Here is a 25937-nt window from a genome sequence, read left to right on the forward strand (position 1 = left end):
GCGAGGCGCGCGGGCCGCGCGAGAAAGCGCCTTCCGGCGAGCCAGCCCCGCGCCTCACTCTTTCGTGAGGGCGCGCGTCATGAGGTCGACCACGGCCTGCGGCGGCGGCTTTCCCTCGTAGAGCACCCTGTACACCTCGACCGTGATCGGCGCGCTCACGCCCAGCTTGTCCGCGAGGTCATACGCGCTCTTCGCCGTCTTCACCCCCTCGGCGACGTGGCCGAGCCCCTCGAGGATCTGCTCGAGCTTCCGTCCCCTGCCCATCTCGAGCCCGACGGTGCGGTTGCGCGACAGCTCGCCCGTGCACGTGAGCACCAGGTCGCCCATCCCGGAGAGCCCCGCCAGGGTGAGCGGGTTCGCCCCCTTCGCCGCCGCCATGCGGCCGATCTCCGCGAGGCCGCGCGTGATGAGCCCGGCGCGCGCGTTGTGGCCAAGGCCGAGGCCGTCGCAGATGCCGGCCGCGATGGCGACGACGTTCTTGAGTGCGCCGCCCACCTCGACGCCCACGACGTCATCGGACGAGTAGACCCGGAACCGATCGGTCGCGAGCATGCGCTGCACCGCATGCGTCTCCTGCGGGCTCCTGCCCGCGACCACCACGGTGGTCGGCTGGCCGGCCGCGACCTCCCGCGCGAAGCTCGGGCCCGACAGGTACGAGAGCCGTGGCTCGGCCTCGCGCCCGAGCTCGTCGACGAGCACCTCGCTCATCAGCATCAGCGAGTCGTTCTCGATGCCCTTCGTCGCGCTGCAGACGAGCGCGTCCCGCGGGATGTGGGGCTCGGCCTCGCGGACCACCTCGCGCAGCGCGTGCGACGGCACGACCACGACGACGAGCTCCGCGCCGCGGAGCGCGCCCTCGAGATCGCTCGTCGCGCGCAGGCTCGCGGGCAGCGCCACGCCCGGCAGGTACCGGGGGTTCTCGCGCTCACGGCCGATGCGCTCGGCGAGCTCCCCCTGGTGCGCCCAGAGCGCGGTGGGGTTGCCCTTGTCCGCCAGCAACTTCGCCAGCGCCGTCCCCCAGGCGCCGGCCCCGATCACTGCGACGTTCGCCATGGAGGCGACCCTACCATCACCCGCGCGCCCCGCCGAAAGCGACGTGCCCCGCCCGCGCGCTGTGTACGCGCGCCGCTCGATCCGCCGGTGTTTCGACTATGCTGCGCCCATGCTCTTCCGCACCGCCGCGCTGCGCGCGCTCGGCCTCGCGCTCTGCCTCTCCCTGCTCGGGACGGTGTGCGGCGCGTGCGGCCAGGGCGCGCTCGGCGTCATGCCGGGCATCGTGAACGATCCGGGGAACCTGTCGCTGCGCAGGGCGATCCTGTCCTTCGCGACGAGCCAGCTCTGCAGCGAGATGCGGAAGCGGAGCGTGCCGCTGCGCCTCCGCGACGAGGATCCGGTGACCGGCCGGTTCTACCCGGGCTCGTGCGTCGCCCAGGAGCTCGCGAACGGCCACCTCTTCCTCCAGTTCGGGGGCAGCGGCGTGGTCTGGACGAACCTGACGAAGCGCATGAGCTTCGATGCGAGCGCCGCCGTCGAGTACGATCACGACTTCCTGATGGATGACGACACGATGTACGTGTACTTCCGTCAGCGATCGACCACGGCGGCGAGCTTCACGACCAAGCTCGTCGAGCAGCCCGCCGCGATCTCGCTCGGCGGCGTGTCGCTGGCCCAGGGCAGCGCGTACGCCAACGCGCTCGGCGCCCAGCTCGTGAAGACCGAGATCGCCCGGGGATTCACGGTCATCCGCGACGACGACGGCGCGGTGCAGTTCGGCCTCGGCATCATCGAGAAGGGGCAGCGGCCCCACGCTCCCTACGCGCGGCGCGAGAACGGCAGGCTGCTCCTGGCGAACGAGCGCACCGAGGTGCACCAGGGCCAGCGCGATTACATCGGGCCGCTGGAGATCACGGACAGCGGCGAGGCCATGACGCTCACGATCGCCGTCGACGGCGCGCCGGGCGTGGACGTGATCCTCGTGCCCCGGGGCACCGGGGAGCAGTGGCTCCAGGCGTACCTGACGCAGCCCGCGCCGCCGCCGCTCTCCGCGGCGCCCCTGCTCGACGAGCCGGTGTACTCCGGCGCCCCCTGGCGGCGGACGGTGCCGCTGCCCGAGGGGCAGTACTACCTGATCATCGACAACACGAACGCCGCTGGGCGGACGCAGCCGACGACATACGCCCGCGACGACCGGGCCGCCCTGGTGAGCTACGCCGTCGAGATCGGGGACGCGCCCTGACGAGGGTGACGACGAGGCTGACGACGAGGGTGACAACGACGGACCGCTCGTCGCCTGCCGCGCCTGCGCACTTGCCGCGGCGAGGAGCGGCGTATACATAAGCTCTCTCTTGCCGCCGCGCCCCGATGAATGCCGCCGCGCCCCGATGAACAACCCCAGAGCGTACCGTCGGTCGCGGCCAATCGGCCCGCTAGCTCGGAGTTCAGACCCTCGATGAGGGGAAACGCTAGCTCGGAGCCCCGCGTCAGCGCGGCCAAGGCGACCGGAGGCGCGGACCCGCGCGGGCCCGGCAGCGCTCCTCCGCCGGGAGGCAGGGACGGCCGGGTGCTGCGCTTCCTGTTCCACCTCGTGTGGATCTGCCTCGTGCCGTTCGCGCTCGCGGTCGTGAACGTCTGGCTGCTCACCCCGTCGTCCGAGAGCGGGAGCACCCAGCCGCTCCGCGTCTTCGTCGGCGAGCAGCAGATCCCGGCCGGCATCGTGCTCTTCACGATCTTCGCGATGATCTTCTGGCGGTTCCGCCACGAGCTGCCGTTCGCGTCGGCGATCGGCGTCGGCGGCCGCAGGGACATCCCGCCGAAGGCGCGCGCCCGCTTCGAGGACGCCGCGGCGCTCCTCGAGGAGGCCCACCGGATCCTGCGCAGCCGCAAGCGCGACGTCGAGCGCGAGCTGACGAGCGGCGAGCGCGAGCAGGTGATGCAGGCGATCGCCGCCCTCGAGCGCACGATGAGCTCCGAGACGTTCGACGCCGACGAGTTCGACGCCGCCCACAGCCGCGCCGATCGCGCGGTCGGCGAGCACCTCGGCCGCTGGCGCAAGGGCGAGATGCGCGAGTACGCCGAGTCGATCGGCATCGCCGTCGCCGTGGCGCTCCTCCTGCGCGCCTTCGTCGTCGAGGCGTTCAAGATCCCGAGCGGCTCGATGATCCCGACCCTCATGGTCGGCGACCACATCTTCGTCAACAAGTTCACCTACGGCCCGCTCATCCCCTGGACCGACCAGCGCCTCTTCCCTCGCCTGCCGCCGACGCGCGGCGACGTGATGGTGTTCAAGTTCCCCGAGAACAAGGAGCAGGATTTCATCAAGCGGACGATCGCCGTCTCGGGCGACACGCTGGAGGCGATCAACGGCCGTCCCATCCTCAACGGCTGGCTCGTCCCCCACTGCCACGTCGGCCCGTACCGCTACGAGGGCCGGCAGGCGGAGCTGTTCGTCGAGTTCCTCGGGGAGAAGTCGTACTTCACGCTCTACGACATGAACCCGGACGAGACGATGTGCGTGGCGAACGACGACTGCACGCCGGGCTCCACGTGCCGGGGCGGCGTCTGCGGCATGCTCCAGGGCCCCTTCAAGGTGGCCGCCGACGAGGCGTGGGTGATGGGCGACAACCGCAACAACAGCCACGACTCGCGCAGCTGGCGCGGCGGGCTCGGCGCGGGCGTGCCCTTCGAGAACATCAAGGGGCGCGCGATGTTCGTGTGGATGAGCTTCGGTCCGGGCGGCGGCATCGCGCAGGATCGCCTCTTCGTGAACGTGATGGGCCGCCCGAAGCTCCCCGGTGCCCACGAGGCGACCCTGCAAGAAGGCCTCGACAAGTGCCTGCGCGAGCGGCCTCCCGTCTCCGAGACGACCCCGCCGCCGGCGCCCGCGCGCGTGCCATCCAAGCGCTGAGGCCGCCAGGACGAGCGCGCGGGGGGAGCTGCGCTCCCCGCGGGGCTCGTGTACGGTGCCCCGGCCTCAGGCCAACGCAGCGAGTCCCCCGGCCCGAGGCGACGGAGGAGACGATGGCACGTGCGGTCGAGATGTGGAGCCTTGTGCTCGCGGGCAGCTTGCTCGCTGGAGCAGGGTGCAACAGGGAGGAAGCCTCGACGACGAGCGCAGCGACCTCGGCGGAACCCCCGGCGCCCCCGGCGCCCCCGGCGCCCCCGGCGGCGCCCGCCGCGACGGACCTCGTCGGGTACGTGGCCACCTACCCGACCATGGAGCCCCAGCCCGGGCGCCGGCGCCTGCTGCAGCAGTTCGCCGTGCACCCGTCGGCGGACGCCCAGTCGAAGGAGCTCGCGCGGCTCGACAGCGGCGCGCTCGTCGACCTCAAGGCGAGCTACAAGGACTGGATGCTCGTCGCCTTCCAGAGCGGGGGCCAGCCCACGCTCGGATGGATCGAGCTCAAGACGAACGACAGCCGCGCGACGACCGCGACGGACGCCGACGTCCACCAGGCGACGGCGACCCCTGCGCCCAAGACGGCCGATGCGGGCGCCCCCACCGGCGGGGCCACCGGCAGCGACGCGGGCACGACCGGCAGCGACGCAGGTGCGACCGGCGCCGGCACGACCCCCGACGCCGGGGCGACCGGCGATGCAGGTGCGGCCGGCACCGCCACGACCCCCGACGCGGGCGCGGCGGACGCCGGCACGGGTCGGCGCAAGATCGAGCTGAAGAGATCGGTAGAGCTGCTGAAGAAGTGAGCAGCCCGAGCGCAATTTTCTGATGGGCGCTCGCTTGTCCACGCGCCACGCTACACACGCCTGAGGCGCCCGAGCGCCAGCTGCGCGCCTCGGAGCCGTGAGACAGGAGCCAGGTGCATGAGCGACGCGATGTGGGCGCTGACGTACAACCGCGAGAGACAGCCGTGGGAATCCACCGTCGGGCTGTCGAAGGACGAGGTCGAGCGCCCGGCGATCGACGAGGCCAAGGACTACCACGACCGCGCGAGCGTCCTCGTGAAGCCGATCATGACGGGCTTCTGCGGCTCGGATCGCGGCATCTGGTTCCGCAGCGCCTTCAAGGACATGATCTTCAAGTCGCTCGATCGCGACCGGAAGGCGGCGCGCACGATCGGCCACGAGCTGCTCGGCCGCGTCGTTGACCTCGGGACCGACGCGCGCCGGACGTTCGGGCTGGAGGTCGGCGACATCGTCTCGACCGAGAGCCACATCGCCTGCGGCGCCTGCTACCAGTGCCGCGTCGGCGACACCCACGTGTGCGCCGACGACAAGATCATCGGGATCAGCGAGGATGGCTGCTTCGCCGAGCTCGTCAAGCTGCCGGCGAAGAACCTGTGGCGCACCGACATCGCCAGGATCCGGCCCGAGGTCGCCGCGGTGCAGGAGCCGTTCGGCAACGCCGTGCACGCTTGCACCAAGGTGAACCTCCGCGGCAAGCGCGTGGCGATCTTCGGCTGCGGCACCATCGGCCTCTTCGCGGTCGCGATCGCGCGCGCGATGGGGGCCATCTACATCATCGGCGTGGAGCCTGCGGAGCGGAACGCCGAGATGGCCGGCCGCCTGGGCGCCGACGCGGTCCTGCGCCCGCACCGGGCGAGCCCCGACCGGCCCCACGCGAGCGATCCCGAGCTGACGGAGCAGGTGCGCAAGCTGACGGACGGGGTCGGCGTCGACGTCGTGCTCGAGATGAGCGGCGTGAACAGCAGCGTGAACAACGCGATCCACGCGGCGAGGCGCGGCGGCGACGTCATCCTCTTCGGCCTGAAGAGCGGCGACGCGGTGATCGAGAACTTCGACCGCCTCATCGTGGACGGCATCAGCCTCCACAGCGTGATCGGCCGCCGCATCTTCGAGACGTGGCACATCACGCGCCACCTGCTCGAGTCGCGCGATCCGAACATCCACGACCTCATCTGGGAGGTCATCCTGAACCGGGGCCAGGGGACGGTGTTCGACTTCCAGGACTACGACGCGGCGGCCTTCCAGGAGGCGATCTCGAGCCACCCGAAGGTGATCCTCCGGTACTGAGCCGGTCAGCCGACGACGCCGAGCTGCCGGCCGACCTTCCGGAAGGCCTCGATCGCCCGGTCGACGTGCGCGGGCTCGTGCGCGGCGGAGAGCTGCACCCGGATGCGGGCCTCGCCCTTCGGCACGACGGGGTACGAGAAGCCGATGACGTAGATGCCCTCGGCGAGGAGCGCCTTTGCCATCTCGTTCGCGAGGCGCGCCTCGCCCAGCAAGATGGGCACGATCGGGTGGATGCCCGGCCTGATGGAGAACCCGGCCTGCGCCATCCCCTGCCGGAACCGGCGCGCGTTCTCCATCGCTTGCTGGCGCAGCGAGGGCTCGGCGTCGATGAGGTCGAACACGGCGATCGAGGCGCCGGCGATCGCGGGGGCGAGCGTGTTGGAGAACAGGTAGGGACGCGAGCGCTGCCGCAGCAGGTCGACGATCTCCTGCCGGCCGGTCGTGAAGCCGCCGCTCGCGCCGCCGAGCGCCTTGCCCAGGGTGGAGGTGATCACGTCGATGCGGTGCAGGACCCCGCAGAGCTCCGCGGTCCCGCGCCCCGTCGGCCCGATGAACCCGGTCGCATGCGAGTCGTCGACCATCACCATCGCGCGGTACTTGTCGGCGAGATCGCAGATGGTATCGAGCTTCGCCAGATATCCATCCATCGAGAACACGCCGTCGGTGGCGATGAGCCGGAGCCGCTTGCCGGCGGTCCTGCGGAGGATGTCCTCGAGAGCGGCCATGTCCCCGTTCGGGTAACGGTGCCGCTCGGCCTTGCAGAGGCGGATACCGTCGATGATCGAGGCGTGGTTCAGCGCGTCCGAGATGACGGCGTCCTCGTCGCCGAGGAGCGTCTCGAACAGGCCGCCGTTCGCGTCGAAGCAGGACGAATAGAGGATCGCGTCCTCGGTGCCGAAGAAGCGGGCAATCCTGGACTCCAGCCGCCGGTGCAGGTCCTGCGTGCCGCAGATGAAACGGACGCTGGAGAGGCCGAAGCCGTGCGAGTCGATCGCCTGCTTCGCCGCGCCGATGACCGCCGGGTGCGACGACAGGCCAAGGTAGTTGTTCGCGCAGAAATTGAGGACCTCGACGCCCCCCTCGGTCCGGATCGCCGGCCCCTGCGGCGTCGCGAGGATCCGCTCTTCCTTGTAGAGGCCCGCCGCACGGATGTCCTCCAACGCCTGTGCGTACAATGACCGAGCGACATCGAACATGGCTGTCGTTATAAAACGGGGCTGTCAGCGGGTCGACGGGGGAACGCCGTACGGCCGTCCCGCGCGGCGCTGCTCACCGGCCTGAGCGCCGGCGGGCGACCCCGGACACGAGAGGCAGGGTGCGCGGGGCTTTGTCGCGCGTGGCGCGGCCGCGGCCTACTCGATCCGGGAGGGCCGTGGCAGAACGGGCGCGTTCGGCGCCGCGCGATCGCCGTGCGGCTCGCGCGAGCCGGGCGCACGAGCGACGCTGCCGGGGAGGAGCAGGCATGACGGAAGCCAGGGGGGACTTCCGGCGGAGCGCCGGTGTGCTGTGCGCTGTCGCGTCGCTTGCGGTCGCCACGGGCAACCCGGGTTGCAGCCGCGCGGAGGACGCGCCTGGACGGACCATCGCGCCCTCCGCCGCGGGGACGGGGGGCGCGGCCACGACGAGCGGTACGGGCGGCGGGGGCGGCGCAGGAGGCGATGCTCCCTATGCGATCTCGACCCTTGCCCCGGCGACGGCGTTCGACGCGACGCCGGACGCCGGCGCGGCGTACGTGTACTTCACGGGCATCGACGCGGGCGGCAGGGCCGGCGTCTTCAGGACCAGCGCGCACGGCGGCGCAGGCTCCACCGAGATCGCGGCTGGACCGCCCTTCGTCGCGCCGCTCGGGATCGCGGCGAGCGCGGACGGCGGCCGGCTCTTCGTGGCCGATCCGGGCGCGAGCAGCGCGGCGCTCGACGACGCGGGCGCCCTGTTCGCGATCGACCTGCCCGGCGGCGCCGTCGCGCCGGTCCGCGGCGGCGAGGGGATGCGTGCGCGCGGCCTGGAGGTCGTCCGCGGCGCGGACAGCGAGGAGCGGATCGTCTTCTCGGGGCGCGATCGCGAGGGGGGCCAGCCCGGCGTGTTCGCCCTGCCGTCCGGCGGCGGCGAGGCCTCCGCGATCGCGAAGGGGAGCCCGCTCGTCGATCCCAGCGGCGTCGCCGTCGCCAGCGGGGGCGACATCTTCGTCTGCGACACCCTCGCGAGCCCCGACAGGACGGCGACCCTCTTCAGGATCGAGGACGGCTTCGTGAGCGTGTTCGCGACCGGGCTCCACGTCGGCTATCCGTGCGGCCTCGCGCTGACGCGCGACGACGCGGCGCTGCTCGTGCTCACGCGCAACGTGGCCCGAGGCGCCGACGAGGTCGTGCGGATCGAGGTGGCGTCCGGGGCCCGCTCGGCGACGGCCACCGGCGCCCCGAGCCACGACGAGCCCGGCGGGCTGCACCGGGCGAAGGGCGCCGACGTCTTCGCGTTCGTCGATCACAGGGCCCAGGAGCAGGGCTCGGTGTTCCTGCTCAGGCAATGAGCCGCAGAGGAGCGATGGGAGGACCCGCACGCATGATCCAAAGACCATCGCGCGCCGCCGCCGTCTTCGCGGCGTGCGTCGCGCTCAGCGCACCCGGCCTTGCTGCAGCGTCGAGCCACCGCGAGGCGCCGGCGATCGCGGGGGATCCGGCCGCCGACAACACCGATCTGTACGCGTGGGTGGAGGGCGGAAACCTCGTGATCCTCGCGAGCTACATCCCGCTCGAGGAGCCCGCCGGCGGGCCGAATTTCCACGGCTTCTCGGACGACGTGCTCTACGAGGTGCACGTCGCCCGCGGGCCGTCGAGCCTCGAGGACGCGCTGACCTACCAGTTCCGTTTCTCGACCACGCCGTACCGCGCGCAGGATCCGGCGGGGCTCACGCCGGCGCCGAGCGGCGGCAACGAGTTCTTCGCGCAGCTCGCCGGCGCGGAGCAGACGTACACCATCACGAAGATCGAGGGCGGGGCGTCGATGGTCATCCTCGCCGACGCCCCGGTCACGCCGCCGAACATCGGGAGGCGGACGAACGAGCTCGCCTATCAGATCACCGGCGGCGGCTACCCTGCCTTCGCGACGTCCTCGAAGTTCCTCAAGCGGATGGCCGGCGGCGAGGGGCGCGCCTGGGCCGGGCCGCGCGACGACGGCTTCTACGCGGATCTCGGCCGGGCGTTCGACCTCGCGGGGCTGTGCCCGCTCCTCTCGGCGCCGAACCCGTCGTGCACCGCGCGCGACAACCTCGCCGGCTTCAACGTGCACACGCTCGCGCTCGAGATCCCGCTGGCGATGGTCAACGGCGGAGCGGAGCCGACGCGGGGGCCGAGCGACCGGCAGACGCTCGGCATCTGGGCCTCCGCGAGCCGACGCAAGGTGCGGATCCTGCGCGCGAACGGCAAGGAGGACGGCCTGGGTCCCTGGGTGCAGGTGTCGCGCGTCGGCCTGCCGCTCATCAACACGTGGATCATCGGCCTGCAGGACAAGGACAAGTACAACCGCGCGCACCCGCGCGACGACCTCGCCCACTTCGGGGCGTACTTCCTGAACCCGATCCTGGTGCGTGACGCCGAGTTCGCGGGCCTCTACCGGGCCGGCCAGCCGCTCGCGGCCTTCGATCCGGAGGCGCTCAAGCAGAACCGGACCGATCTCATCGACAGGTTCAACCTGAAGCCATCGAGCCTCGGGGGACACAGTCTGGAGACCGTCGGCGACGTGCTCCGGATCGATCTGGGCATGCCGTCGGGCTTTCCGAACGGCCGCGCGCTGGTCCCCGGCGCGGACCACGAGCAGACCGACGTCACCGACGCCCTGTTCACGCTCCTCCTGACCGGCGCTCCCGGGGCGACGGCGGGCGACGGGGTCGCGGCGAACGACGCGCGGTTCCTGCCGGCCTTCCCCTACCTCGCGACGGCCTGGGAAGGCGCGACCCAGGGGCATTTCCGGCCCTGAGCCGCCCGGCGCGGCACAGCGCGGCACGCCGCTCGCCTGTCACGGCGCCGCGCACCGCATCCCGCACACGCCGCCTGCGCGCCCGCCCGGTCGAACGCACGCGGCGCGGCACTCGCTGTCGCGCGCGCAGGCCGCGCCCTCGGCCCTGGGCGCGGCGCAGCGCCCGTCCACGCAGCGCGCGCCGGGCGCGCAGAGCCCGCCGAGGCAGGCGGCGCCGGCGGGAGGGAGCGGCGCCGCGCTGCAGCGCGCATCGACGCAGCGGCGGCCCCGCCCGCAGTCGGCGTGCGCCTCGCAGCGGCCGCCGGGCGGGACGTCGTCCGCGCACGCGCGCCCGGCGCAGTGGCCGCGGCACTCGGGGTGCGACTCGGCGGAGCGCGTCTGGCGGGTGACCGCGGCGAGCGCGTCGACGGAGAGGCCGCAGGGGCCCGCGGCGCGCGGGGCGCGGCAGATGCCCGCGTCGGTGGGCCCGGCGCCGTCGCAGCGCAGCCCGTCCGCGCACTCGAGCGACGACCGGCACCGCACCCCCTCGCCGAGCGCCCCCCGCACGATCCCCTCGCAAGCAGGTGGGACCGGGGCGGCGAGCGGAGAGACCCAGTCGCACCCCTCGAGCGATCGCTCCATCGCCTCGACGCAGCGGCTGACCTCGTCGGCCGAAAGCGTCACCGCCTTCGCGCGCGCCGCGAAGCTCAGCGCGCGCGCGCACTCCGCGCCCGCGTGGAAGCCCGCGCCGCCGCCGCAGCACGCCGCCTTGCGCCGCGCGGGGAGCGCGTGCAGCGCCTCGCACAGCCGCGCCGTGAGCGGATCCGGCTCGCCCTCGGCCTTCGGATAGACGGGGGCGATCTCGTCGCCGGCCAGGGTGTCGGCCGGCGCCGTCGTCGCGGAGCCGGCGTCCGACGAGGGCGCGGCGGTCACACCCGCGTCCGGCGAGGGCGCGGCGGTCGCACCCGCGTCCGGCGAGCTGCGCTGCGCGCGCGCGCAGGCGGCGACGAGCTGCAGGAGCAGCGCCGCGGCGCAGCGCCGTCGCAGGCGGTCGCCATCCGTCGAGACAGGCAATGCGATCTCCTCCGCGCCGCGCGCTGCTGGTCGATCGAGCGATGCGCTGGAGCGGCGAGCTTGCCGGCGCAGACCGGCGAGGCAAGCTCTTTCACGACCGGATCGAGGTCGCGACGCCCCGGCGAGAGGCGCGGCTCGCCCCGGGCGGAGCTCCAGCGCGCCAGGAGGTCAGCGCTCCGATGCTGCGACGAACGGGTCTCCTCTTCGCCTGCGCTGCCCTGAGCGGAAGCCCCGGTTGCACCGAGCGATCGCGCGCCGAGGCCGTCCCGGCCGCGCCGGCGTCGCTCGAGCGCCCCGCCGCGGCGCCGGCGCCCTCGAGCCTCGACGCGGCGCGCGGGCTCGCCCTCGCGGCCCCGGCGGGCGCGAGCGCCGTCGATCGCGAGCTCGAGACGCTGTCGCGGCGGCTCACGAAGGCGCCGGGGGGCGCGGATCTCTGGAGCGCGCTGGGCTACGCGTGGATCAGGAAGGCGCGCGCGTCGGGCGATCCGTCGCTCTACCTCCGCGCTCACGCGTGCGCGGAGGTCGCGCTCGCGCTGGCGGACGGCGATCGCGCGTCGCTCAACCTGCTCGGCCTCGTGCTGCTCCACGATCGCCGGTTCGCCGAGGCGCGCGACGCCGCCGAGCGGATCCTCTCGCGCGATGAGGGCGACGCGCTCGCGCTCGGGACGCTCAGCGACGCGGCGCTCGAGCTCGGCCACTTCGAAGCGGCGGCCGCGGCGGCGCAGCGGATGGTCGACCAGCGGCCCGGCCTGCCGTCCTACGCGCGGGCCGCGCACCTGCGCTGGCTCCAGGGCGACGTGGCGAGCGCGAAGCGGATCCTGCGCCTCGCGATCGACGCCGGCGATCCGCGCGAGCCCGAGGCGCTCGCGTGGACCCTGGCGCAGGCGGCCGCGATGTTCTGGCACGAGGGCGACCACGAGGCCGCGGACCGTGGCTTCGAGCGGGCGCTCGCCGCGCAGGACGCGTATCCACCGGCGCTCGCCGGCAGAGCGCGCGTCGCGCTGGCCCGCGGCGCCTTTGGGCGCGCCGTCGAGCTGCTCGAGCGGGCCCACCGGCGGAGCCCGGAGGCGGAGATCGCGTGGCTGCTCGGCGACGCCAGGACGGCAGCCGGCGACCACACCGGCGCGGCGCAGGCTTACGCCAGCGCGGTCGACGCGGGGCGTAGGTCGGACCGCCGGACGCTCGCGCTGTACTACGCGACAAAGGGTCTCGAGCCCGACGAGGCCCTGCGGCTCGCGACCGCGGAGCGCGCCCTCCGCGGGGATGTCTACACCGAGGACACCCTCGCCTGGGCGCTGTACCGCGCCGGCAAGCTGCCCGAAGCGCGCGCGGCGAGCGACAGAGCGCTGGCGCTCGGCACCAGGGACGCGCGCCTGCTCTACCACGCGGGGGCGATCCGGATCGCCCTGGGCGACCTGAAGCAAGGCGAGCAGCTCGTGCGGGCTGCGCTCGATCTGAACCCGGCGTTCGACAGCACAGGGGCCGCCGAGGCCGAGCAGCTCCTTGCGCGGCGCAAGCCCCTCGGCGGCTCGGCCCGCTGACGGGCTCGATGTGGCTGAACACGCGAGGTGCGCCGTGGTCGAGCGCGCGAGTCAGGCCGAGGGAATCTCGACGTCAGCGACGTCAGCGACGTCAGCGGTCGTATTTCACCGTCGACGGGACCACCAGCGGTGGAGGAGCGATTGCGGGCTGCGACGGCGCCGGAGCGGACTCATCGGTGTCTCCCGAGCCCGGCTGGCTCTTGGGTGGTTGGCCGTGGAGCTCGCGGAGCCGGGCGGGCGCGGGCTCGACCGCCGTCGGGGCCTCCTCGGTCCCCTCGCCCTCCCCTGTCGCGACAGGGGGTATGCTCACGGCGGGCGGAGGTGGGACGAACATCCTCGGCACCCGGATGGAACGGGCGATCGACGCGACCTCGGGGAAGCTCGTGGCCATCCGCTCGACAAACGCTGCACGGGCCGCATCATCGGGGGCGGTCGCCGACGCCTTCGCGACCCGCAGCGCCGACCAAAGCTCATAGTACCAGGCGGAGAGGGAGGCATGCGCTTCCAGCAGGTCACGAATGGTATCCTCGGAAACGATGATGTTCTTGCCCATGGGCGAGAGGATACATGACCGAGCGGCGCCTCCCACCTGGTTCGAACGGCACAATCCCCGAGGGCTCGGCGCCGGGCGGCCGCTCCGCGAGCGCTGCGGTGCACGGCGCTCGCCGCGGCGCCGAGGCGCCGGTGGACGGCGGCACGCCGCTCAGGATCATCACCTATAACGTCCGCTATTTCGGGCACGGCACGCGGGGCATCGCCTCGACCAGCGCCGCGATCACCCGGATCGCGACGACGCTGGCGGGGCTGTCCCCGTTGCCCGATCTCGTGTGCCTCCAGGAGGTGGAGACGCAGTCGCTGCGCTCCTCGACGATGAACCCGCGGTGGCACCCGGAGGAGACGCAGATCGAGCGCCTGATGAGCGAGCTGCACGCGGCGCTGGCGCATGCAGAGCGGCCCGAGCGCTACGTCGCCTACTACTTCCCCGCGCACACCTACAGGCTCACCTCGCGGACGAACATCTACACGACCGGGCTCGCGGTGATCGCGCGCGACACGTTCCGCATCGGACACCACAACGCAGAGCGCCCCCACGACATCACCCACCGGCGGAGGGTCAAGAGCCTGAAGCAGACGCGCATCTGCGCGCACGTATCGTTCGAGCACGAGAGCGGGCAGAGCTTCGATGTGTTCAACACCCACCTCAGCCTGCCGAGCGTGTTCTCGAGGGAGTTCTGGACGGGCGAGGCGCGGATGGGGTTCGGACCGAACCAGCTCGAGGAGGCGCGGGTGCTCGCCGACTTCGTCCGCCGCGAGCAGCGGACCGACAACTTCGTCGTGGTCGGCGACTTCAACTCGCTGCCAGGCTCGCCGGTCGATCGCTTCCTGCGCGAGGAGATCGGCTTCGTGGACGCGTTCGCCAGGGTCCGCTGCCTCTCCGAGCGCGAGGCGCGCGCCTTCCCGACGGCCGGCTTCATGAACCTGCGCATGCACCTCGACCACGTGTACTCGTCCGAGCGCCTCGAGTGGATCGACTTCGCGGGCACGCACCCGTTCGGGCACAAGGGCGCGTTCGCCGGGCTCTCCGATCATGTCCCGCTGATCGCGCGCTGCCGCCTGCCGGGCGACTCCGGCTGATCGCCGCGCCGCGCTGCCCGCCCCGAGCGCGGCGCCGGGCGCTCACCCCGGCAGCCAGAGCAGGTCGTCCATGATGGGCTCGAGGCACGCGGAGATCTGCGGGCCGAACTCGCCGCCGCACGCGAGCTTGCCGAAGCAGGCGCGGACCTCCTGACGGCCGCGGCTGTTCATCGCTCCGATCGCCCGCTCGAGCTGCGGGCCGAGCCCCTCCTCCAGGCTCTGCCGGCAAGTGTCGTAGTCGAGGTCTCCGCACCCCGCGAGGCGGCCGCAGAGGACGGCCATGAACGGGGCGAGATCGGAGCGCGGGAGCGTGGTGGCCGTCATCGCCTCGGAGCCGCAGCGGCTCACCTCCTGCGCGTAGGCGGCGGTGAAGGGATCGCCCTCGAACCGCCGCAGCGCTGCCAGCGAGCACTCCGAGGTGGCGCGGAGCATCGCCGGCGAGGCCATCGTCGTCATCTGGGTGCATTGCTCGAACTTCGGCCAGCCCTTCGCCTGCTCGGTGGCCCGCTCGTAGAGCTCCTCGAGGTACACGCACCACGCGCGCTGCGCCTCGCGCTGCTGGCGCTGCTCGACGGTCGCCTTCCGCTCCCCCCGGCCGTCGCGCGCCTCGGGCGCGGGCCGCGCGGGCGCCTTCGCGGAAGCCGCAGGCGGCGGTGAGCCACCGCATCCCGAGGCGAGGGCTGCAGAGATCAGCGAGGCCGCGCCGAGCATGGAGAAGGCGACGCGGGAGCTGCGACCACGGATTGTGCCTTTCACGAGAGCCTCCTTCGTCGGACAGGCTGCGAAGCAGCTTTCCTGGCCATCGAGGCCATGCGCGTGCAGAACCGGCCCAGCGACGGTGCACGTGCACAGCCCAGGCCACGCGCGCGCCGGTCGACGCGGCCGCGAGCGAGCGGGAGCGCTCCGGGAGCGCCGCGGCGGACGCGGCGAGCGCCGCGGCGGACGCGGGAAGCGCCGCGGCGGACGCGGGGAGCGCCGCGGCGGAGCGGCGGGGGGCTTTGCTCGATCAGCGGCCGGCCCGAGAGCCGGGCCGCTGGCCGATGAGCAGCTTGAGCTTGAAGAGGGCGCCGATCTGCCCGCGGTCCATGGCGATGCGCGGGAAGTTCAGGGGGTCGAAGGACGAGAGCATGCAAAGGCCGGAGTTGTTGGTGAAGCCGATCTCGAAGCCGGCCTCCTTCACGGCGCGATGGAACGCGCCGCACAGGCTGTATCCGACGGGGTACGCGACCGCGTGCACCGCCTCGTTCAGGGCCTCGGAGAGGACGCGGCGGGAGCGCGCGAGGTCGCGCGTGGCCTCGTCGGGCGACAGGGTCTGAAGGACCCGGTGGCTGTGGGAGTGCGACTGCACGTCCATGCCCGCCCGCCGCAGCGCCGCGATCTGGTTCCAGTCCATGATCGTCCTGGCCGCGAGCGCGCGCTCCTCGCAGAGATCGATCGACACCCCCGTGGCGCGCTCGATCTCGTCCCACAGGCGCCCGATGTCGACGCCGGACGTGCGCTTGAAGGTCTGGCAGACGCGCGTCGCCGCGGCGATCGGGTCGCGGAGCGGCTCGAGCACGAGCGTCGTGGGGTAGGCGATCTCGACGCGCGCTCTCCGGCACCGGTGCATGAGGAGCGCGACGCGGTCCCACCAGAAGAGGCGCCCCCTGTCAGGGTACTCGGTGGCGATGAAGAACGTGGCCGCGACGCCGGCGCGCTGGAGGAGGGGCAAGGCGACGTCGTGGTTGTCGCGGTAACCGTCATCGAACGCGACCATGACGGGGTTCGGCGGGAGCTTCCGGCCCTTGGCGAAGAGCCGCACGTCCCGGAGCGACACCACCGTGCAGTGCGCCTTGATGACCGCGAGCTGCTCCTCGAACTCGCGCGCGCTCACCTCGGCGACCCCCGGATCGAGCTCGTCCACGTCGGAGAGCTCCGCGATGCGGTGGTAGGTGAACACGGAGAGCACGGGCAGCCGGAGCTTCGCGCGCAGCCACAGGAAGCGATCCAGGAGCCCGAGGGTGTCGAGCACCCCGGCGGCCAGCGCGCGACGACCGCGCGGCATCCCCCTGCGAATCCACGTCAGTGGATGTGCGGCGACGTACACGAATGTATTCCAGCACACAAACAGCGTCGGTGCTTGCTTTCCGGAGCGGCTCCGAAGGAAACGCTCCTGTGCGCCGTCTGGTGGGCCGCCGAGCGGGAGAGTTCGGTTCGGCAGCGGACGATGCGGCTAGACTGACGGCCGATGTTCTCGACGGACGCGCCCCAACCTGATTCGGCCGAGAAGGCGTCCCAACCTGGGTCGGCTGGGGACGCCCCCCAACCTGGGTCGGCTGGGGACTCGCCCCAACCTGGGTCGGCTGGGGACGCGCCCCAACCTGGGTCGGCTGGGGACGTGCCCCAACCTGGGTCGGATGGGGACGTGCCCCAACCTGGGTCGGATGGGGACGTGCCCCAACCTGGGTCGGCTGGGAACCATCCGTCGAAGCCGATCTCGCCGCTCGGCACCATCGGAGTTGCGCTCACGACGGCAGCCGTCGTGTTTGCGCTGGGGATTTACGCGGTCGAGACGAGCCTGACCGGGCTGGAGACGCGCAGCCGAGAGGCTCTGCCGGCAAAGACGGCGGTCGGCGGCCCTGCGCGCGCCATCGCCGCAGCATCGAAGCAAGCGGCCGCCCCCGAGCAGCTGGCAGCCCCGCCCCCGGCGAGCACGACCGAAGCTGCGGCACAGGCCGCACCACCGCCGTCGGGCGCCGAGCCGCCGGCGCCTCCACCACCACCGAGCGCCGAGCCGCCTGCGCCTGCAGCACCGCCGAGCGCCGAGCCGCCTGCGCCTCCACAGCAGCCGGCCGTCGAGACCGGAGCGAGCGCTCCGCCGATCCCACGCCCCGGCTACGGCTTCCTCAAGCTCAACTCCTCCCAGAACGCGATCGTGTACGTGCTGGGCGTGGCGGTGGGGCCCAGCAATCAGCCCATCGAGGTGCGCTGCGGGCGCCGCTTCGTGCGGATCGGGGAACCGACGCCCGACGGCACGCGATGGCTCACCGAGGGCAGGAGCGTCCGCATCAAGTGCGGGGCGCTGACGGAGGCGAGCTTCTGAGCTCGTCCGCGCCGCTCTCGGCGGTGGCGAGGACGAGATAGGTGACCGAAGCAGCCCCCGCGCCGAGGAGCGCTTCCCGGCACGCCGCGAGCGTGGCGCCGGTCGTGGCCACGTCATCCACGAGCGCGACCCTCCGGCGCTGGACGCGCTCCGGCGCGCGGACCCGGAATGCCCCCGCCACGTTCTGCAGGCGGAGATCGCGCGAGAGCTGCGCCTGCTGCGCGGTGGACCGGACACGGCAGAGGGCCCGCGGGGCCAGCGACGCCGGAAGTCCATCAGCGACGTGCGCGGCCAGCAGGGCCGCCTGGTTGTACCCCCGCTCGGCGAGACGGCGCGGATGCAGCGGCACCGGGACCACAAGGTCGACGCTCATCCCCGCCTCACGCGCCGCGCCGAGCAGCAACCGGCCGAGCGGACGCGCGAGATCCGGGCGATCTCCGTACTTGAAGCGCCGGATCCCCTCCGCGAGCGACCCGCCAAACGGGGCGAACGCGACGAGAGCGGCACCCGCGGCGGCGCTGGAGCCCACCGCCTCTCGCGCCGGGCGCTCCGCGTAGGGCACGGCGGTCCGCGCGCAGTCAGAGCAAAACACCGCGGCATCTGCGATGAGCGCGTCACAGCCAGCGCAGGACGGCGGGCTGAGCGCACGCGCAGCGGCGGCGGCCAGGAAACGGACGGCGGCGACGAGGGCGTGGGAGGGGCTCATGGGCTGCCAGCCCCATCGTCGTCAGGAGCGGGCGCGCGGTTGCGCGAGCGGACGAAAGAAGATCTCTTTGCAAAGAACGCGCGGTACGATCGCGGAGCCGTGGATCACGTCCTGAAATTCAGGCGCTCTCGCAGGGGGAGGAGGGGCCGCCGTTGAACGCGTGGCGATGGACGGATGAGCGCGGCGTCCAGCGGCTCGTGAGCACCGCCGAGCTGCGCAGCGCGCTGGCCACCGGGGTCATCCCGGGCTCCACGCTCGTGTGGCGCCAGGGTATGGAGGTGTGGGCGCCGGCTTCCAGGCTGCCGGAGCTCGCCGACGCCGCGCAGCTCCGGCGCACGCCGGAGGCGAGCGCCGCTGCGCTCGAGGAGCCGCGCGCCGGGGAGTCGGCTCGCGACAGCAGCGCGACGCTGGAGCTCGAGCTCGTCGAGGAGCTGGACCCGGCGCCCGCCCACCCCGGTCAGCGCACCGGCCCAGCGTCCCCGGACAGGTCCGCGAACGAGCGGAGACCGGCGGCGCAACCGAGCCGTGCCACAGCGCGCCCGCAGCCGCCGCCCCCGCCGCCGCGGAAGCGCGAGTCCATGAGGACGCTCACGGGGGTCGATGTTCCGGCGAGCGCGCCAGCCAGCGGACAGAGCGCTCCGATCGTCGTGCCAGCGGCGGGCGGAACGTTCGACGCGGGGGTCGCTCGCGCGATCACGCAGCTGCCCCGCTACGACGGTTCCTCGACGGGCGACGAGGGAGCGCCCGCTATCCCGCGCGCGCCGAAGCTCCCCTCAGCGTCGGAGGAGCACGAGGACACGTCGTCCGGTCAGCGTCCGGCCGGCGACACAGACGTGGCCGCGGGCGGCGCCGGCGCGACGAGGGACGGCGACGAGCCCCCGGCGCCGAAGCGCGCGCCGGGCGCGGCAGCACCCAGCAGGCCGGGCGCAGCGCCGAGAGCCGCGGGCTCGTCGCCGCGCGCTGCGAGACCGCCCCGGCCCCCGCCTCTCCCTGTCGGCCGCGACGCAGCGCCCGCCGGCGCTGCGCCGCAGAACGATGGGCGCAGCAGCGCGGATCCGGGCGCGGTCAAGCCTCTCTCGGCAACGCCGCCCGCGCCGTCGAGCTCCAGCCGCGGCACGAAACGGCCCGCGCCAGCGGTGGGACGCACCGTGCCGCCGCCGCCCGTGCCGGTCCGGTTCCCCGCGGTTCCGGCGAGGAGGCCTTCGGGCGCGCAGGCGCCCGAAGCGCAGGCTCGGACGGCGGCAGGCGCGAAGGCCCTCGTGCGCCTCGGCTCGCTCCCCGCGCCGCCGCCGCGCCCTCCCGCGGAGGCTCCCCACGCGACGCCAGTGGCGCCTCCGCCGCTGCCCGTGCAGCCGGCGATAGCGCTCCCGTTGCCCCCGGTTGCCCCGAGCCCCCCGGCCGACGCAGCGCCCATCTCGAGCGCCGTCGCCACCGCGGCGCTCGATGCCAGTGGACCTCGCCTTGCGACCCCCGCGATGTCCGGCGACGCTCTCCTGTCCCGCAGCGCCGAGAGCACGTCGGTCGACGACGGCCGGGATCCCTCGGCGAGCCGCGCCGGCAGCGAGGCCCCCGAGCCCTCCACCACGACGGTACCGCACCGCGAGGCCAAGGAGCACTCCGCTGCGCCCGTGCCCAGCGAGACGAAGCGCTCCCCCCTGCCCGGCGATCCGTCGACGGGGCGCCGCGAGTACGCGACGATCCCTTCGGCCGGCGTCGGCGCAGGCTCGCCGCAGGGGAGCCCGGCCGCGCGCTCATGGCCAGGCTTGCTGCCCGGGCTGCAGAGCTCGCAGCGCGGTCCGGCAGCCGCCGACGCGCCGCTTTCGCCGGGCCAGCGCTCCGATCGCGGCTCCGTTCCGGGATCGAGCGGCGACCCGCCCGCGCTCGATCCGCGCGCGCTCGCGGCGCGACGCGCTCAGCCGCCCCTCGCGGGCTCGTCGAGCACGCTGGCGCGGGGCGATGGCAAGCGCTTGTCCACGGCGGTGTCCGTGCCGGTCTCGTCGCTCATCGGCATCTGCGGGGCAGCGGTGCTCATGAGCGTCGCCACCTTCTTCGCGGGGCGCCACTCCGTCGCAACCCCACGGCGGCCGCCGGTCGCGACGGCGCGCCCCGCGCTCGGCGCCGCGCAGGACGTCGCGCGCTCGGCCATCCCCGTCCCGCTGAAGCCCTGCTGGGTGGCACGCCAGCCGCAGCAGTGGGCGCCGCTCGTTGCGAAGAGCATCCCCTTCGAGGTCACGGCGACGAAGGGCGGCAAGCTCCTGGTGGGCTACGCCAAGAGCGCCCTGGAGGCCGTCGGCCTCGAGGTCGATCCCGCGACCGGGGAGCGGAGCGAGCGGTTCTCGAACCGAGAGGCCGCCGACATCGTGAGCATCTCGCCGGTCGAGGACGCCTTCACCGTTCTCACGTCAGCGCAGCAGGCCATCCGCTCCCCGGTCAACGTCCCGGGGCCACGGCCATTCGTCGTCGGTCTGGCGGACGGCGCCGTGGTGGCGGCCGACAACCCCGGCGCCACGCCTTCCCGGCTCTGGCCGGTGCAAGGCGACGAGCCGCTCGAGTCGCCGCGCGCGCTCGCGGCCGGGGCCCGCGGTTACGCCGTCGCGTTCCGCCGCGAGAAGACCGTGTGGACAGGCTGGCTCGACGCCGAGCGCAGGCCCGCCGGCGAGCTCACCCGCGTGACGGGCTCCGGAGGCGCGATCGGCAAGCCGTCGCTCGGATGGAACGAGCGCGCGCTCGCCGTCGTCTTCGCCGATCGGCCGATGGACGGGCGATGGGAGATCCGCGCCGGGCAAGCCGCGTCGGGCGATATCCCCGCGTCGACCCAGGTGATCCCGCTCCCTTCCGGCGGCCCCGGCGGCGACGCGTTCGCGCCGGACATCGCGGGGCTCAGCGATGGCCGCTGGCTCCTCGTGTGGACCGAAGGCCCTCCAGGGAGCCGCGCCATGCGCGCGCAGACCTTGGCGCCCAATTTCTCCCCGATTGGAGATCCGATCGCGCTCTCGCCCCCCGCCGGGAACTTCGGCCAGGGCGTGCTCGGCGTCTCGCCGCGATCGGGCTACGTGGGCGTGGTGTTCCTCTCGAAGCCCGCCGCGAGCTACGAGCTCTGGGGGGTCATCCTCCAATGTGGATGACGAGGACCTCGGACGGCGCGAGCCGGCTCCGGGCGGCGGCGCTGGCGCTGCTGCTCGTCGCGCCGCACGCGCCAATGATCGCGTGCGCCGCGCAGATATCGCAGATCGAGCAGGGTCGGGCCCTGCGCACGGGCAAGCAGCCCTACGACGAGTTCTTCGAGGCCGCGCGCGCGCTCCGCGAGGAGTCGCTGAAGGCCGAGGAGCTCGCGGACGCGGCGCAGACCGAGCTCGCGCGCGCGCTGGGGGTCGATCGGAGATCGGCCGACGATGCGATGCTCGACGCGGCGCGCGCGCGCGCGGCGAAGCTCCGCGCGTCGGGCGTGCGGCTCCACGTCGAGCTCGTGCCAGAAGCGCGGCTCGTGAACGCCCGGGGCGGGCGCTCGCCCGACGCGGACGACAGGGGCGTCATCGAGGCGTTCGAGGCGTCCTTGAAGAGCTCCCTCGCGGCGGCGAAGCAGCTCGACGAGCTGTCGAGGCGCGCCGCGGAGCTCGAGAAGAAGCGGGCGTCGCTGGCAGCCGAGTCGGCCGAGGTCATGGCGGGCGATCCGCAGCGCCGCGATGTGAAACGCGAGCTCGCGGCGGCCGAGCGCGTGCTCGCCGAGGCGGGCGCATCCGCCGAGCGGCACGCCGGCAGGGCGTCGAAGCTCGCGCTCGATCTGGTGCTCGCGGTCGATGCGGGCAGCGCGAGCGGCGCACCGGCGCGGCGAGGCTCGGCGAGGCGACCCCTGTCGAGTCAGCCTGCCGGCAGCGCCAAGGCGCCGCCGCAGCGCGGGAGCGGCGCAGGGGCCGCGCCGAAGCCGCCGAAGCCGCCGCCGCACGGCGAGGACGATTTCGATCCCTGACGCCGCCGGCGCGGCGGCTCGCCTTGCCCGACGCCTCGCCTTGCCCGACGCCGGCACCGCCGAACAGGAGCGGCGCTGCTTCCCCACTTGTCCGACGAGCGTCGGGACGCCTATCCTCCGCGAGCGATCCAGGAGCGCGGCCCGCCTGAACGCCGCGCGCCGGGCCGCGTATCTGCCGTTCGACGACCCCGCGCTCCGGCCCTCCTCGCTGATGATCCGATCCCTGCCGTTCGCCTCCATCGCTCTGGGATCGGCGCTCCTGGCGATCGCGCTCGCGCCCCGGACTGCGGCGGCTCAGGCGCCGCCGCAGTCGGAGGGCGTGCCCCTCGGCGGGTTCACGTTCCGCCCGTCGGTGGAGCTCCGGCTCCGCGGCGAGTTCCGCCGGTACCCCGTGGACACGGGCGGCGACGTCTACAGCTCGAACGCTGTGCTCGCCGAGGGCTTCGGGGGCGCGCTGCCGCCGCTCCTCGACACCGGCAACGTCGTCAAGACCCAGTGGTTCTTCGCCCAGCGCGCGCGCCTCGGTCTGGCCGTCGATCACGGGCCCGTCACGGGCGTCCTCACGCTGCAGGACGCGCGGGTGTGGGGGAGCGACGACGCGATCTTCGTCGGGGCGGGCGAGCCGTCCCTCCCGGAGACGGCGCCCTACGAGGCTTACATCGACCTGCACACGCGCTCGGGGCGCCGCGCCTTCGTCCGGCTGGGCCGGCAACGGATCGCGTGGGGCGACGGTCGCCTGATCGGGGCGGACGACGAGACGCTCACCGCGCGCTCGCTCGATGGCGTGCGCGCAGGGGTGCAGCTCGGCAACGTCGACCTCGAGGCGATGGCCGTGCTCCTCGCGGCGCCTGGCGGCGCTCCGCCCGAGGTGGCCGGGACGCGCAAGCCCATCTCCGCCGGGACGGGGACGCAGCTCTATGGCCTGAACGCGATCTGGCGCGTCGCTCCCCTGCTCCACCTCGAGGCCACGGCGCTCGCGCGTATCGCCCGCGAGCCTCGGCCGAGCTGGCTCACGCCCGGAGATACCGTGGTCCTCGACGCGCGCGTCTCCGGCGAACGTCGGGGCTTCCGCTATGCGCTCGAGGGGGCCTACGAGCTCGGCCGCGTCGCCACCTTCGGGGCCGACCGCCCGCTCGGCGCGTTCGCGGCCGCCGCGCGGGCAGCGCTCGAGACCTCCCTCCCCGCCCGCCTCACCTTCAGCGCCCGCGGCGCCTACGCGACGGGCGACGACGGCGCGCTCGAGGAGGGCGAGACGCAGCGCCGCTTCGATCCGATCCTGCCCGACGCGCAGGACAACCACGGCCCCATGGGGCTCTACGCGTGGTCCAACATGATCGAGGCGGGCGGAGGCGTCCGCGCCTCCCCCCTCGACGCGATGACGGTCGCCGCCGGGTATACGTTCGTCGGCCTCGCCTCGTCCGGGGGCAGGTGGGTGACCGCGCGCCTCCTTCCAGTCGGCGCCGCCGCTGACAACGAGAGCCGGACGCTGGGCCACGAGATCGACATCTCGCTCGCCTTCCAGCCGTGGGAGCCGCTGCGCTTCGCGCTCGGCTACGGCCTGTTCATCTTCGGCGACGGCGCCCAGGCGATCGTCGGGAAGGCGAACCGCGCGCACGACGACGGCCGCCCGGTAGACCTGCAGCAGTGGGCGTTCTTGCAGACAACCCTGAGCGCCCCCTGAGACGAGCCAGCGCTGCGCTGGGCCGCGCGCACCGCCGTGCTGAGCGCCCCCTGAGACGAGCCAGGGCTACGCTGGGTCGCGCGCGTCAGTGTGCCGCGTACGCCGCCGTTCGGAGGTGAGGGGGATTCGAGGCGTCTCGAGTGCCGCGCCGTGCCGTGTGGCACCGCGGCGGTGCGGGGGGCTCGCCCTGTTGGCCGGGCGCGGCCCCCGCGCGCTTCGCGATCAGGTGCTCGGGGCAGGCTTCGGGGTGCCGAAGATGCTGGCCGCGCGGCGCTTCTCCTTGGCTGCGCGATCGCGATCGCTGTAGCTCGGGATCACGACGCGCTGGCGCTGCGGCAGCTCGCGGCCGGAGACGATGGCGTCGACCTCCTCGGCGTCCAGCGTCTCGCGCTCGAGGAGCGCCGTGGCGAGCCGCTCGAGGATCTCGCGGTTGTCGGTGAGGAGTTGCCGCGCCTCGGCGTGGGCGTCGAGGATGAACCGCCGCACCTCATCGTCGATCTGGTTGGCGATCGTCTCCGAGTAGTCGCGGCGCCGGCTCGTGAAATCGCGCCCGAGGAACACGCTCTCCTCGTCCGAGCCGTACGAGATCGGCCCGATGACGTCGCTCATACCGAACTCGGTCACCATGCGCCGCGCGAGGTTCGACGCCTGCTTGATGTCGTTGCCCGCGCCGGTCGTGAACTGGCCGAAGATGATCTCCTCCGCGACGCGGCCGCCCATCAGCACCGAGAGCCGCGCCTTGGCGAAGTCCCGCGACATGCTGAGCCGGTCCTCCTTCGGCAGCTGCTGCGTGAGGCCGAGCGCCGGGCCGCGCGGGATGATCGTCACCTTGTGGACCGGATCCGAGAACTTCTCCAGGAGCGTCGCGACCAGCGCGTGCCCGGCCTCGTGGTAGGCCGTGGTCCGCTTCTCCTCGTCGCTGATGACCATGCTGCGGCGCTCGGCGCCCATCATCACCTTGTCCTTGGCCATCTCGAAGTCGCTCATCGTGACGACGTCCTTGTCCTGACGCGCCGCGAGGAGGGCCGCCTCGTTGACCAGGTTCTCGATGTCGGCGCCGACGAAGCCGGGCGTCCCGCGCGCCAGGATCTCCATGTCGACGTCCGGCCCGAGCGGGACCTTCTTCGTGTGGACCCGGAGGATGCCCTCGCGGCCACGCACGTCGGGGCGGTTCACGACGATGCGCCGATCGAAGCGGCCAGGCCGCAGGATCGCAGGGTCGAGGACGTCGGGGCGGTTCGTCGCGGCGACGATGATCACGCCCTCGTTCGACTCGAAGCCGTCCATCTCGACGAGCAGCTGGTTCAGCGTCTGCTCGCGCTCGTCGTGACCGCCGCCGAGGCCCGCGCCGCGGTGGCGGCCGACCGCGTCGATCTCATCGATGAAGATGATGCACGGCGCGTGCTTCTTGCCCTGCTCGAACAGGTCGCGCACCCGGCTCGCGCCGACGCCGACGAACATCTCGACGAAATCCGAGCCGGAGATCGAGAAGAACGGCACCCCCGCCTCGCCGGCGATCGCGCGCGCGAGGAGCGTCTTGCCCGTCCCGGGGGGGCCCATCATCAGGACGCCCTTCGGGATCCGGCCGCCGAGCTTCTGGAACTTCTTCGGGTCCTTGAGGAACGCGATGATCTCCTCGAGCTCGTCCTTCGCCTCGTCGATGCCCGCGACGTCGGCGAACGTCACCTTGTTCTGCGCCTCGCTGAGCAGCCGGGCGCGCGACTTGCCGAAGCTCATCGCCTTGCCGCCGCCGGCCTGGAGCTGGCGCATGAACAGGTAGAACATCACGAGCAGGAAGATCGTCGGCAGGAGGTACATGATGGCCCCCGGCCAGAACGGAGAGGCGTCCTCCTTCTCGAAGAACACCGCGACCTTGTTGTCGACGATCGTCTTCGTGATCTGGTCGGCGTTGTCAGGGCCGATCGTGACCTTCTTCGTCTTCGCCCCGCTCTTCGGGTCCTTGACCCAGAAGGTGTACTCGCGGTCCTTGATGGTGACCGACTCGACGTGCGGTTCCTGGTCCTTGGCCTCGACCTGGACCTGGGCCATGAACTCGCTGAACGCGACCTGCGTGGCGGGCCGGGAATCCGGGCTCAAGAACTGCCAGATCGCCAAGAACATCATGATCAGCAGAACCCAGAGCAGCAGCGTCTTGTGCGATTGCTTCACGAGGACCCTCTAAGCTCGCGCGGCGAGCCGGCGTGTACCGAAATTGTACGCGTGTTCCAGTCAGCATGCCACCCGTCAGCTCGGTCGTCGACCGCGGGTCTTCCCCGCGGTGACACGGCGAAAAAGGGAACTCGACAGGGGGC

At 73.0% G+C, this 25937-nt stretch carries 20 protein-coding genes; 12 read left to right on the forward strand and 8 right to left on the reverse strand.

Annotated elements, in window-relative coordinates; genetic code table 11:
• Positions 1-54 precede the first annotated feature (54 nt).
• Complete coding sequence (locus WMF36_RS37965; RefSeq protein ID WP_437575713.1) at positions 55-1053, reverse strand: NAD(P)H-dependent glycerol-3-phosphate dehydrogenase; 999 nt, start codon at positions 1051-1053, stop codon at positions 55-57.
• Between the two features lie 109 nt (positions 1054-1162).
• Between WMF36_RS37965 and WMF36_RS37970 the strand changes: the two genes are divergently transcribed.
• The 4 genes from WMF36_RS37970 (at position 1163) to WMF36_RS37985 (ending at position 5988) form a co-directional block, all read left to right on the forward strand.
• Positions 1163-2236, forward strand: coding sequence for a hypothetical protein (locus tag WMF36_RS37970; protein WP_437575714.1), 1074 nt, complete (start codon positions 1163-1165; stop codon positions 2234-2236).
• A gap of 213 nt (positions 2237-2449) precedes the next feature.
• Positions 2450-3904 (forward strand): signal peptidase I, encoded by a 1455-nt coding sequence (lepB, locus tag WMF36_RS37975; RefSeq protein WP_437575715.1) that lies wholly within the window; start codon positions 2450-2452, stop codon positions 3902-3904.
• Positions 3905-4017: 113 nt separating this feature from the next.
• Positions 4018-4701 (forward strand): hypothetical protein, encoded by a 684-nt coding sequence (locus WMF36_RS37980; protein WP_437575716.1) that lies wholly within the window; start codon positions 4018-4020, stop codon positions 4699-4701.
• A 117-nt stretch (positions 4702-4818) separates the two neighbouring features.
• Complete coding sequence (locus WMF36_RS37985) at positions 4819-5988, forward strand: zinc-binding dehydrogenase (RefSeq protein ID WP_437575717.1); 1170 nt, start codon at positions 4819-4821, stop codon at positions 5986-5988.
• A 5-nt stretch (positions 5989-5993) separates the two neighbouring features.
• On the opposite strand, the gene kbl is transcribed toward WMF36_RS37985, so the two are convergent.
• Positions 5994-7184, reverse strand: a complete 1191-nt coding sequence (gene kbl / locus WMF36_RS37990; RefSeq protein ID WP_437575718.1) for a glycine C-acetyltransferase — start codon at positions 7182-7184, stop codon at positions 5994-5996.
• A gap of 266 nt (positions 7185-7450) precedes the next feature.
• On the opposite strand from kbl, the gene WMF36_RS37995 reads away from it, so the two are divergent.
• Both WMF36_RS37995 and WMF36_RS38000 read left to right on the forward strand, forming a co-directional pair.
• Positions 7451-8515: a hypothetical protein gene (locus WMF36_RS37995; RefSeq protein WP_437575719.1), complete on the forward strand. Its 1065-nt coding sequence runs from the start codon at positions 7451-7453 to the stop codon at positions 8513-8515.
• A 32-nt stretch (positions 8516-8547) separates the two neighbouring features.
• Positions 8548-9960 carry a DUF4331 domain-containing protein gene (locus WMF36_RS38000; RefSeq protein ID WP_437575720.1) on the forward strand — a complete coding sequence of 471 codons (1413 nt, stop codon included), beginning with the start codon at positions 8548-8550 and terminating at the stop codon, positions 9958-9960.
• Between the two features lie 39 nt (positions 9961-9999).
• On the opposite strand, the gene WMF36_RS38005 is transcribed toward WMF36_RS38000, so the two are convergent.
• On the reverse strand, positions 10000-11013 hold the full coding sequence (locus WMF36_RS38005; RefSeq protein WP_437575721.1) for a hypothetical protein: 1014 nt from the start codon (positions 11011-11013) through the stop codon (positions 10000-10002).
• Between WMF36_RS38005 and WMF36_RS38010 the strand changes: the two genes are divergently transcribed.
• Positions 11013-12554, forward strand: coding sequence for a tetratricopeptide repeat protein (locus tag WMF36_RS38010; RefSeq protein WP_437575722.1), 1542 nt, complete (start codon positions 11013-11015; stop codon positions 12552-12554). The genes WMF36_RS38005 and WMF36_RS38010 overlap by 1 nt on opposite strands.
• A gap of 91 nt (positions 12555-12645) precedes the next feature.
• Here the strand turns inward: WMF36_RS38010 and WMF36_RS38015 are convergent, their stop codons facing one another.
• On the reverse strand, positions 12646-13107 hold the full coding sequence (locus WMF36_RS38015; RefSeq protein ID WP_437575723.1) for a hypothetical protein: 462 nt from the start codon (positions 13105-13107) through the stop codon (positions 12646-12648).
• A 14-nt stretch (positions 13108-13121) separates the two neighbouring features.
• Here WMF36_RS38015 and WMF36_RS38020 point away from each other — a divergent pair, with 14 nt between their 5' ends.
• Complete coding sequence (locus tag WMF36_RS38020; protein ID WP_437575724.1) at positions 13122-14189, forward strand: endonuclease/exonuclease/phosphatase family protein; 1068 nt, start codon at positions 13122-13124, stop codon at positions 14187-14189.
• A gap of 42 nt (positions 14190-14231) precedes the next feature.
• Here the strand turns inward: WMF36_RS38020 and WMF36_RS38025 are convergent, their stop codons facing one another.
• Both WMF36_RS38025 and WMF36_RS38030 read right to left on the reverse strand, forming a co-directional pair.
• Positions 14232-14945, reverse strand: a complete 714-nt coding sequence (locus tag WMF36_RS38025) for a hypothetical protein (RefSeq protein WP_437575725.1) — start codon at positions 14943-14945, stop codon at positions 14232-14234.
• Between the two features lie 250 nt (positions 14946-15195).
• Positions 15196-16233: a polysaccharide deacetylase family protein gene (locus tag WMF36_RS38030; RefSeq protein WP_437575726.1), complete on the reverse strand. Its 1038-nt coding sequence runs from the start codon at positions 16231-16233 to the stop codon at positions 15196-15198.
• Between the two features lie 387 nt (positions 16234-16620).
• On the opposite strand from WMF36_RS38030, the gene WMF36_RS38035 reads away from it, so the two are divergent.
• On the forward strand, positions 16621-17271 hold the full coding sequence (locus WMF36_RS38035; RefSeq protein ID WP_437575727.1) for a hypothetical protein: 651 nt from the start codon (positions 16621-16623) through the stop codon (positions 17269-17271).
• Here the strand turns inward: WMF36_RS38035 and WMF36_RS38040 are convergent.
• The gene (locus WMF36_RS38040) at positions 17237-17977 is read right to left on the reverse strand and encodes a ComF family protein (protein WP_437575728.1); all 741 of its coding nucleotides are present in this window, start codon (positions 17975-17977) and stop codon (positions 17237-17239) included. The genes WMF36_RS38035 and WMF36_RS38040 overlap by 35 nt on opposite strands.
• Before the next feature lie 152 nt (positions 17978-18129).
• Here WMF36_RS38040 and WMF36_RS38045 point away from each other — a divergent pair, with 152 nt between their 5' ends.
• The 3 genes from WMF36_RS38045 (at position 18130) to WMF36_RS38055 (ending at position 23625) form a co-directional block, all read left to right on the forward strand.
• A complete protein-coding gene (locus WMF36_RS38045) occupies positions 18130-21102 on the forward strand; it encodes a GYF domain-containing protein (RefSeq protein WP_437575729.1) in 2973 nt (990 codons plus the stop codon).
• Positions 21099-21944 (forward strand): hypothetical protein, encoded by an 846-nt coding sequence (locus WMF36_RS38050; RefSeq protein WP_437575730.1) that lies wholly within the window; start codon positions 21099-21101, stop codon positions 21942-21944. The genes WMF36_RS38045 and WMF36_RS38050 overlap by 4 nt, the downstream gene beginning before the upstream one ends.
• Positions 21945-22155: 211 nt before the next feature.
• Positions 22156-23625: an alginate export family protein gene (locus WMF36_RS38055; RefSeq protein ID WP_437575731.1), complete on the forward strand. Its 1470-nt coding sequence runs from the start codon at positions 22156-22158 to the stop codon at positions 23623-23625.
• 222 nt (positions 23626-23847) lie between these two features.
• Here the strand turns inward: WMF36_RS38055 and ftsH are convergent, their stop codons facing one another.
• Positions 23848-25794: an ATP-dependent zinc metalloprotease FtsH gene (gene ftsH, locus WMF36_RS38060; protein WP_437575732.1), complete on the reverse strand. Its 1947-nt coding sequence runs from the start codon at positions 25792-25794 to the stop codon at positions 23848-23850.
• Positions 25795-25937 lie beyond the last annotated feature (143 nt).

This window comes from Sorangium sp. So ce887 (genome assembly GCF_051521455.1).
GTDB lineage: Bacteria > Myxococcota_A > Polyangia > Polyangiales > Polyangiaceae > Sorangium.

Excerpts from the sequence above, each read along its gene's own strand:
- WMF36_RS38015 (WP_437575723.1), bottom strand. The coding sequence starts at position 13,107 with ATGGGCAAGAACATCATCGTTTCCGAGGATACCATTCGTGACCTGCTG.
- WMF36_RS37985 (WP_437575717.1), top strand. The coding sequence starts at position 4,819 with ATGAGCGACGCGATGTGGGCGCTGACGTACAACCGCGAGAGACAGCCG.
- WMF36_RS38055 (WP_437575731.1), top strand. The coding sequence starts at position 22,156 with ATGATCCGATCCCTGCCGTTCGCCTCCATCGCTCTGGGATCGGCGCTC.
- kbl (WP_437575718.1), bottom strand. The coding sequence starts at position 7,184 with ATGTTCGATGTCGCTCGGTCATTGTACGCACAGGCGTTGGAGGACATC.
- WMF36_RS38000 (WP_437575720.1), top strand. The coding sequence starts at position 8,548 with ATGATCCAAAGACCATCGCGCGCCGCCGCCGTCTTCGCGGCGTGCGTC.
- WMF36_RS37965 (WP_437575713.1), bottom strand. The coding sequence starts at position 1,053 with ATGGCGAACGTCGCAGTGATCGGGGCCGGCGCCTGGGGGACGGCGCTG.
- WMF36_RS37970 (WP_437575714.1), top strand. The coding sequence starts at position 1,163 with ATGCTCTTCCGCACCGCCGCGCTGCGCGCGCTCGGCCTCGCGCTCTGC.
- WMF36_RS38020 (WP_437575724.1), top strand. The coding sequence starts at position 13,122 with ATGACCGAGCGGCGCCTCCCACCTGGTTCGAACGGCACAATCCCCGAG.
- WMF36_RS37995 (WP_437575719.1), top strand. The coding sequence starts at position 7,451 with ATGACGGAAGCCAGGGGGGACTTCCGGCGGAGCGCCGGTGTGCTGTGC.
- WMF36_RS38050 (WP_437575730.1), top strand. The coding sequence starts at position 21,099 with ATGACGAGGACCTCGGACGGCGCGAGCCGGCTCCGGGCGGCGGCGCTG.
- WMF36_RS38010 (WP_437575722.1), top strand. The coding sequence starts at position 11,013 with ATGCGATCTCCTCCGCGCCGCGCGCTGCTGGTCGATCGAGCGATGCGC.
- WMF36_RS38030 (WP_437575726.1), bottom strand. The coding sequence starts at position 16,233 with ATGCCGCGCGGTCGTCGCGCGCTGGCCGCCGGGGTGCTCGACACCCTC.
- WMF36_RS37980 (WP_437575716.1), top strand. The coding sequence starts at position 4,018 with ATGGCACGTGCGGTCGAGATGTGGAGCCTTGTGCTCGCGGGCAGCTTG.
- WMF36_RS38040 (WP_437575728.1), bottom strand. The coding sequence starts at position 17,977 with ATGAGCCCCTCCCACGCCCTCGTCGCCGCCGTCCGTTTCCTGGCCGCC.
- lepB (WP_437575715.1), top strand. The coding sequence starts at position 2,450 with ATGAGGGGAAACGCTAGCTCGGAGCCCCGCGTCAGCGCGGCCAAGGCG.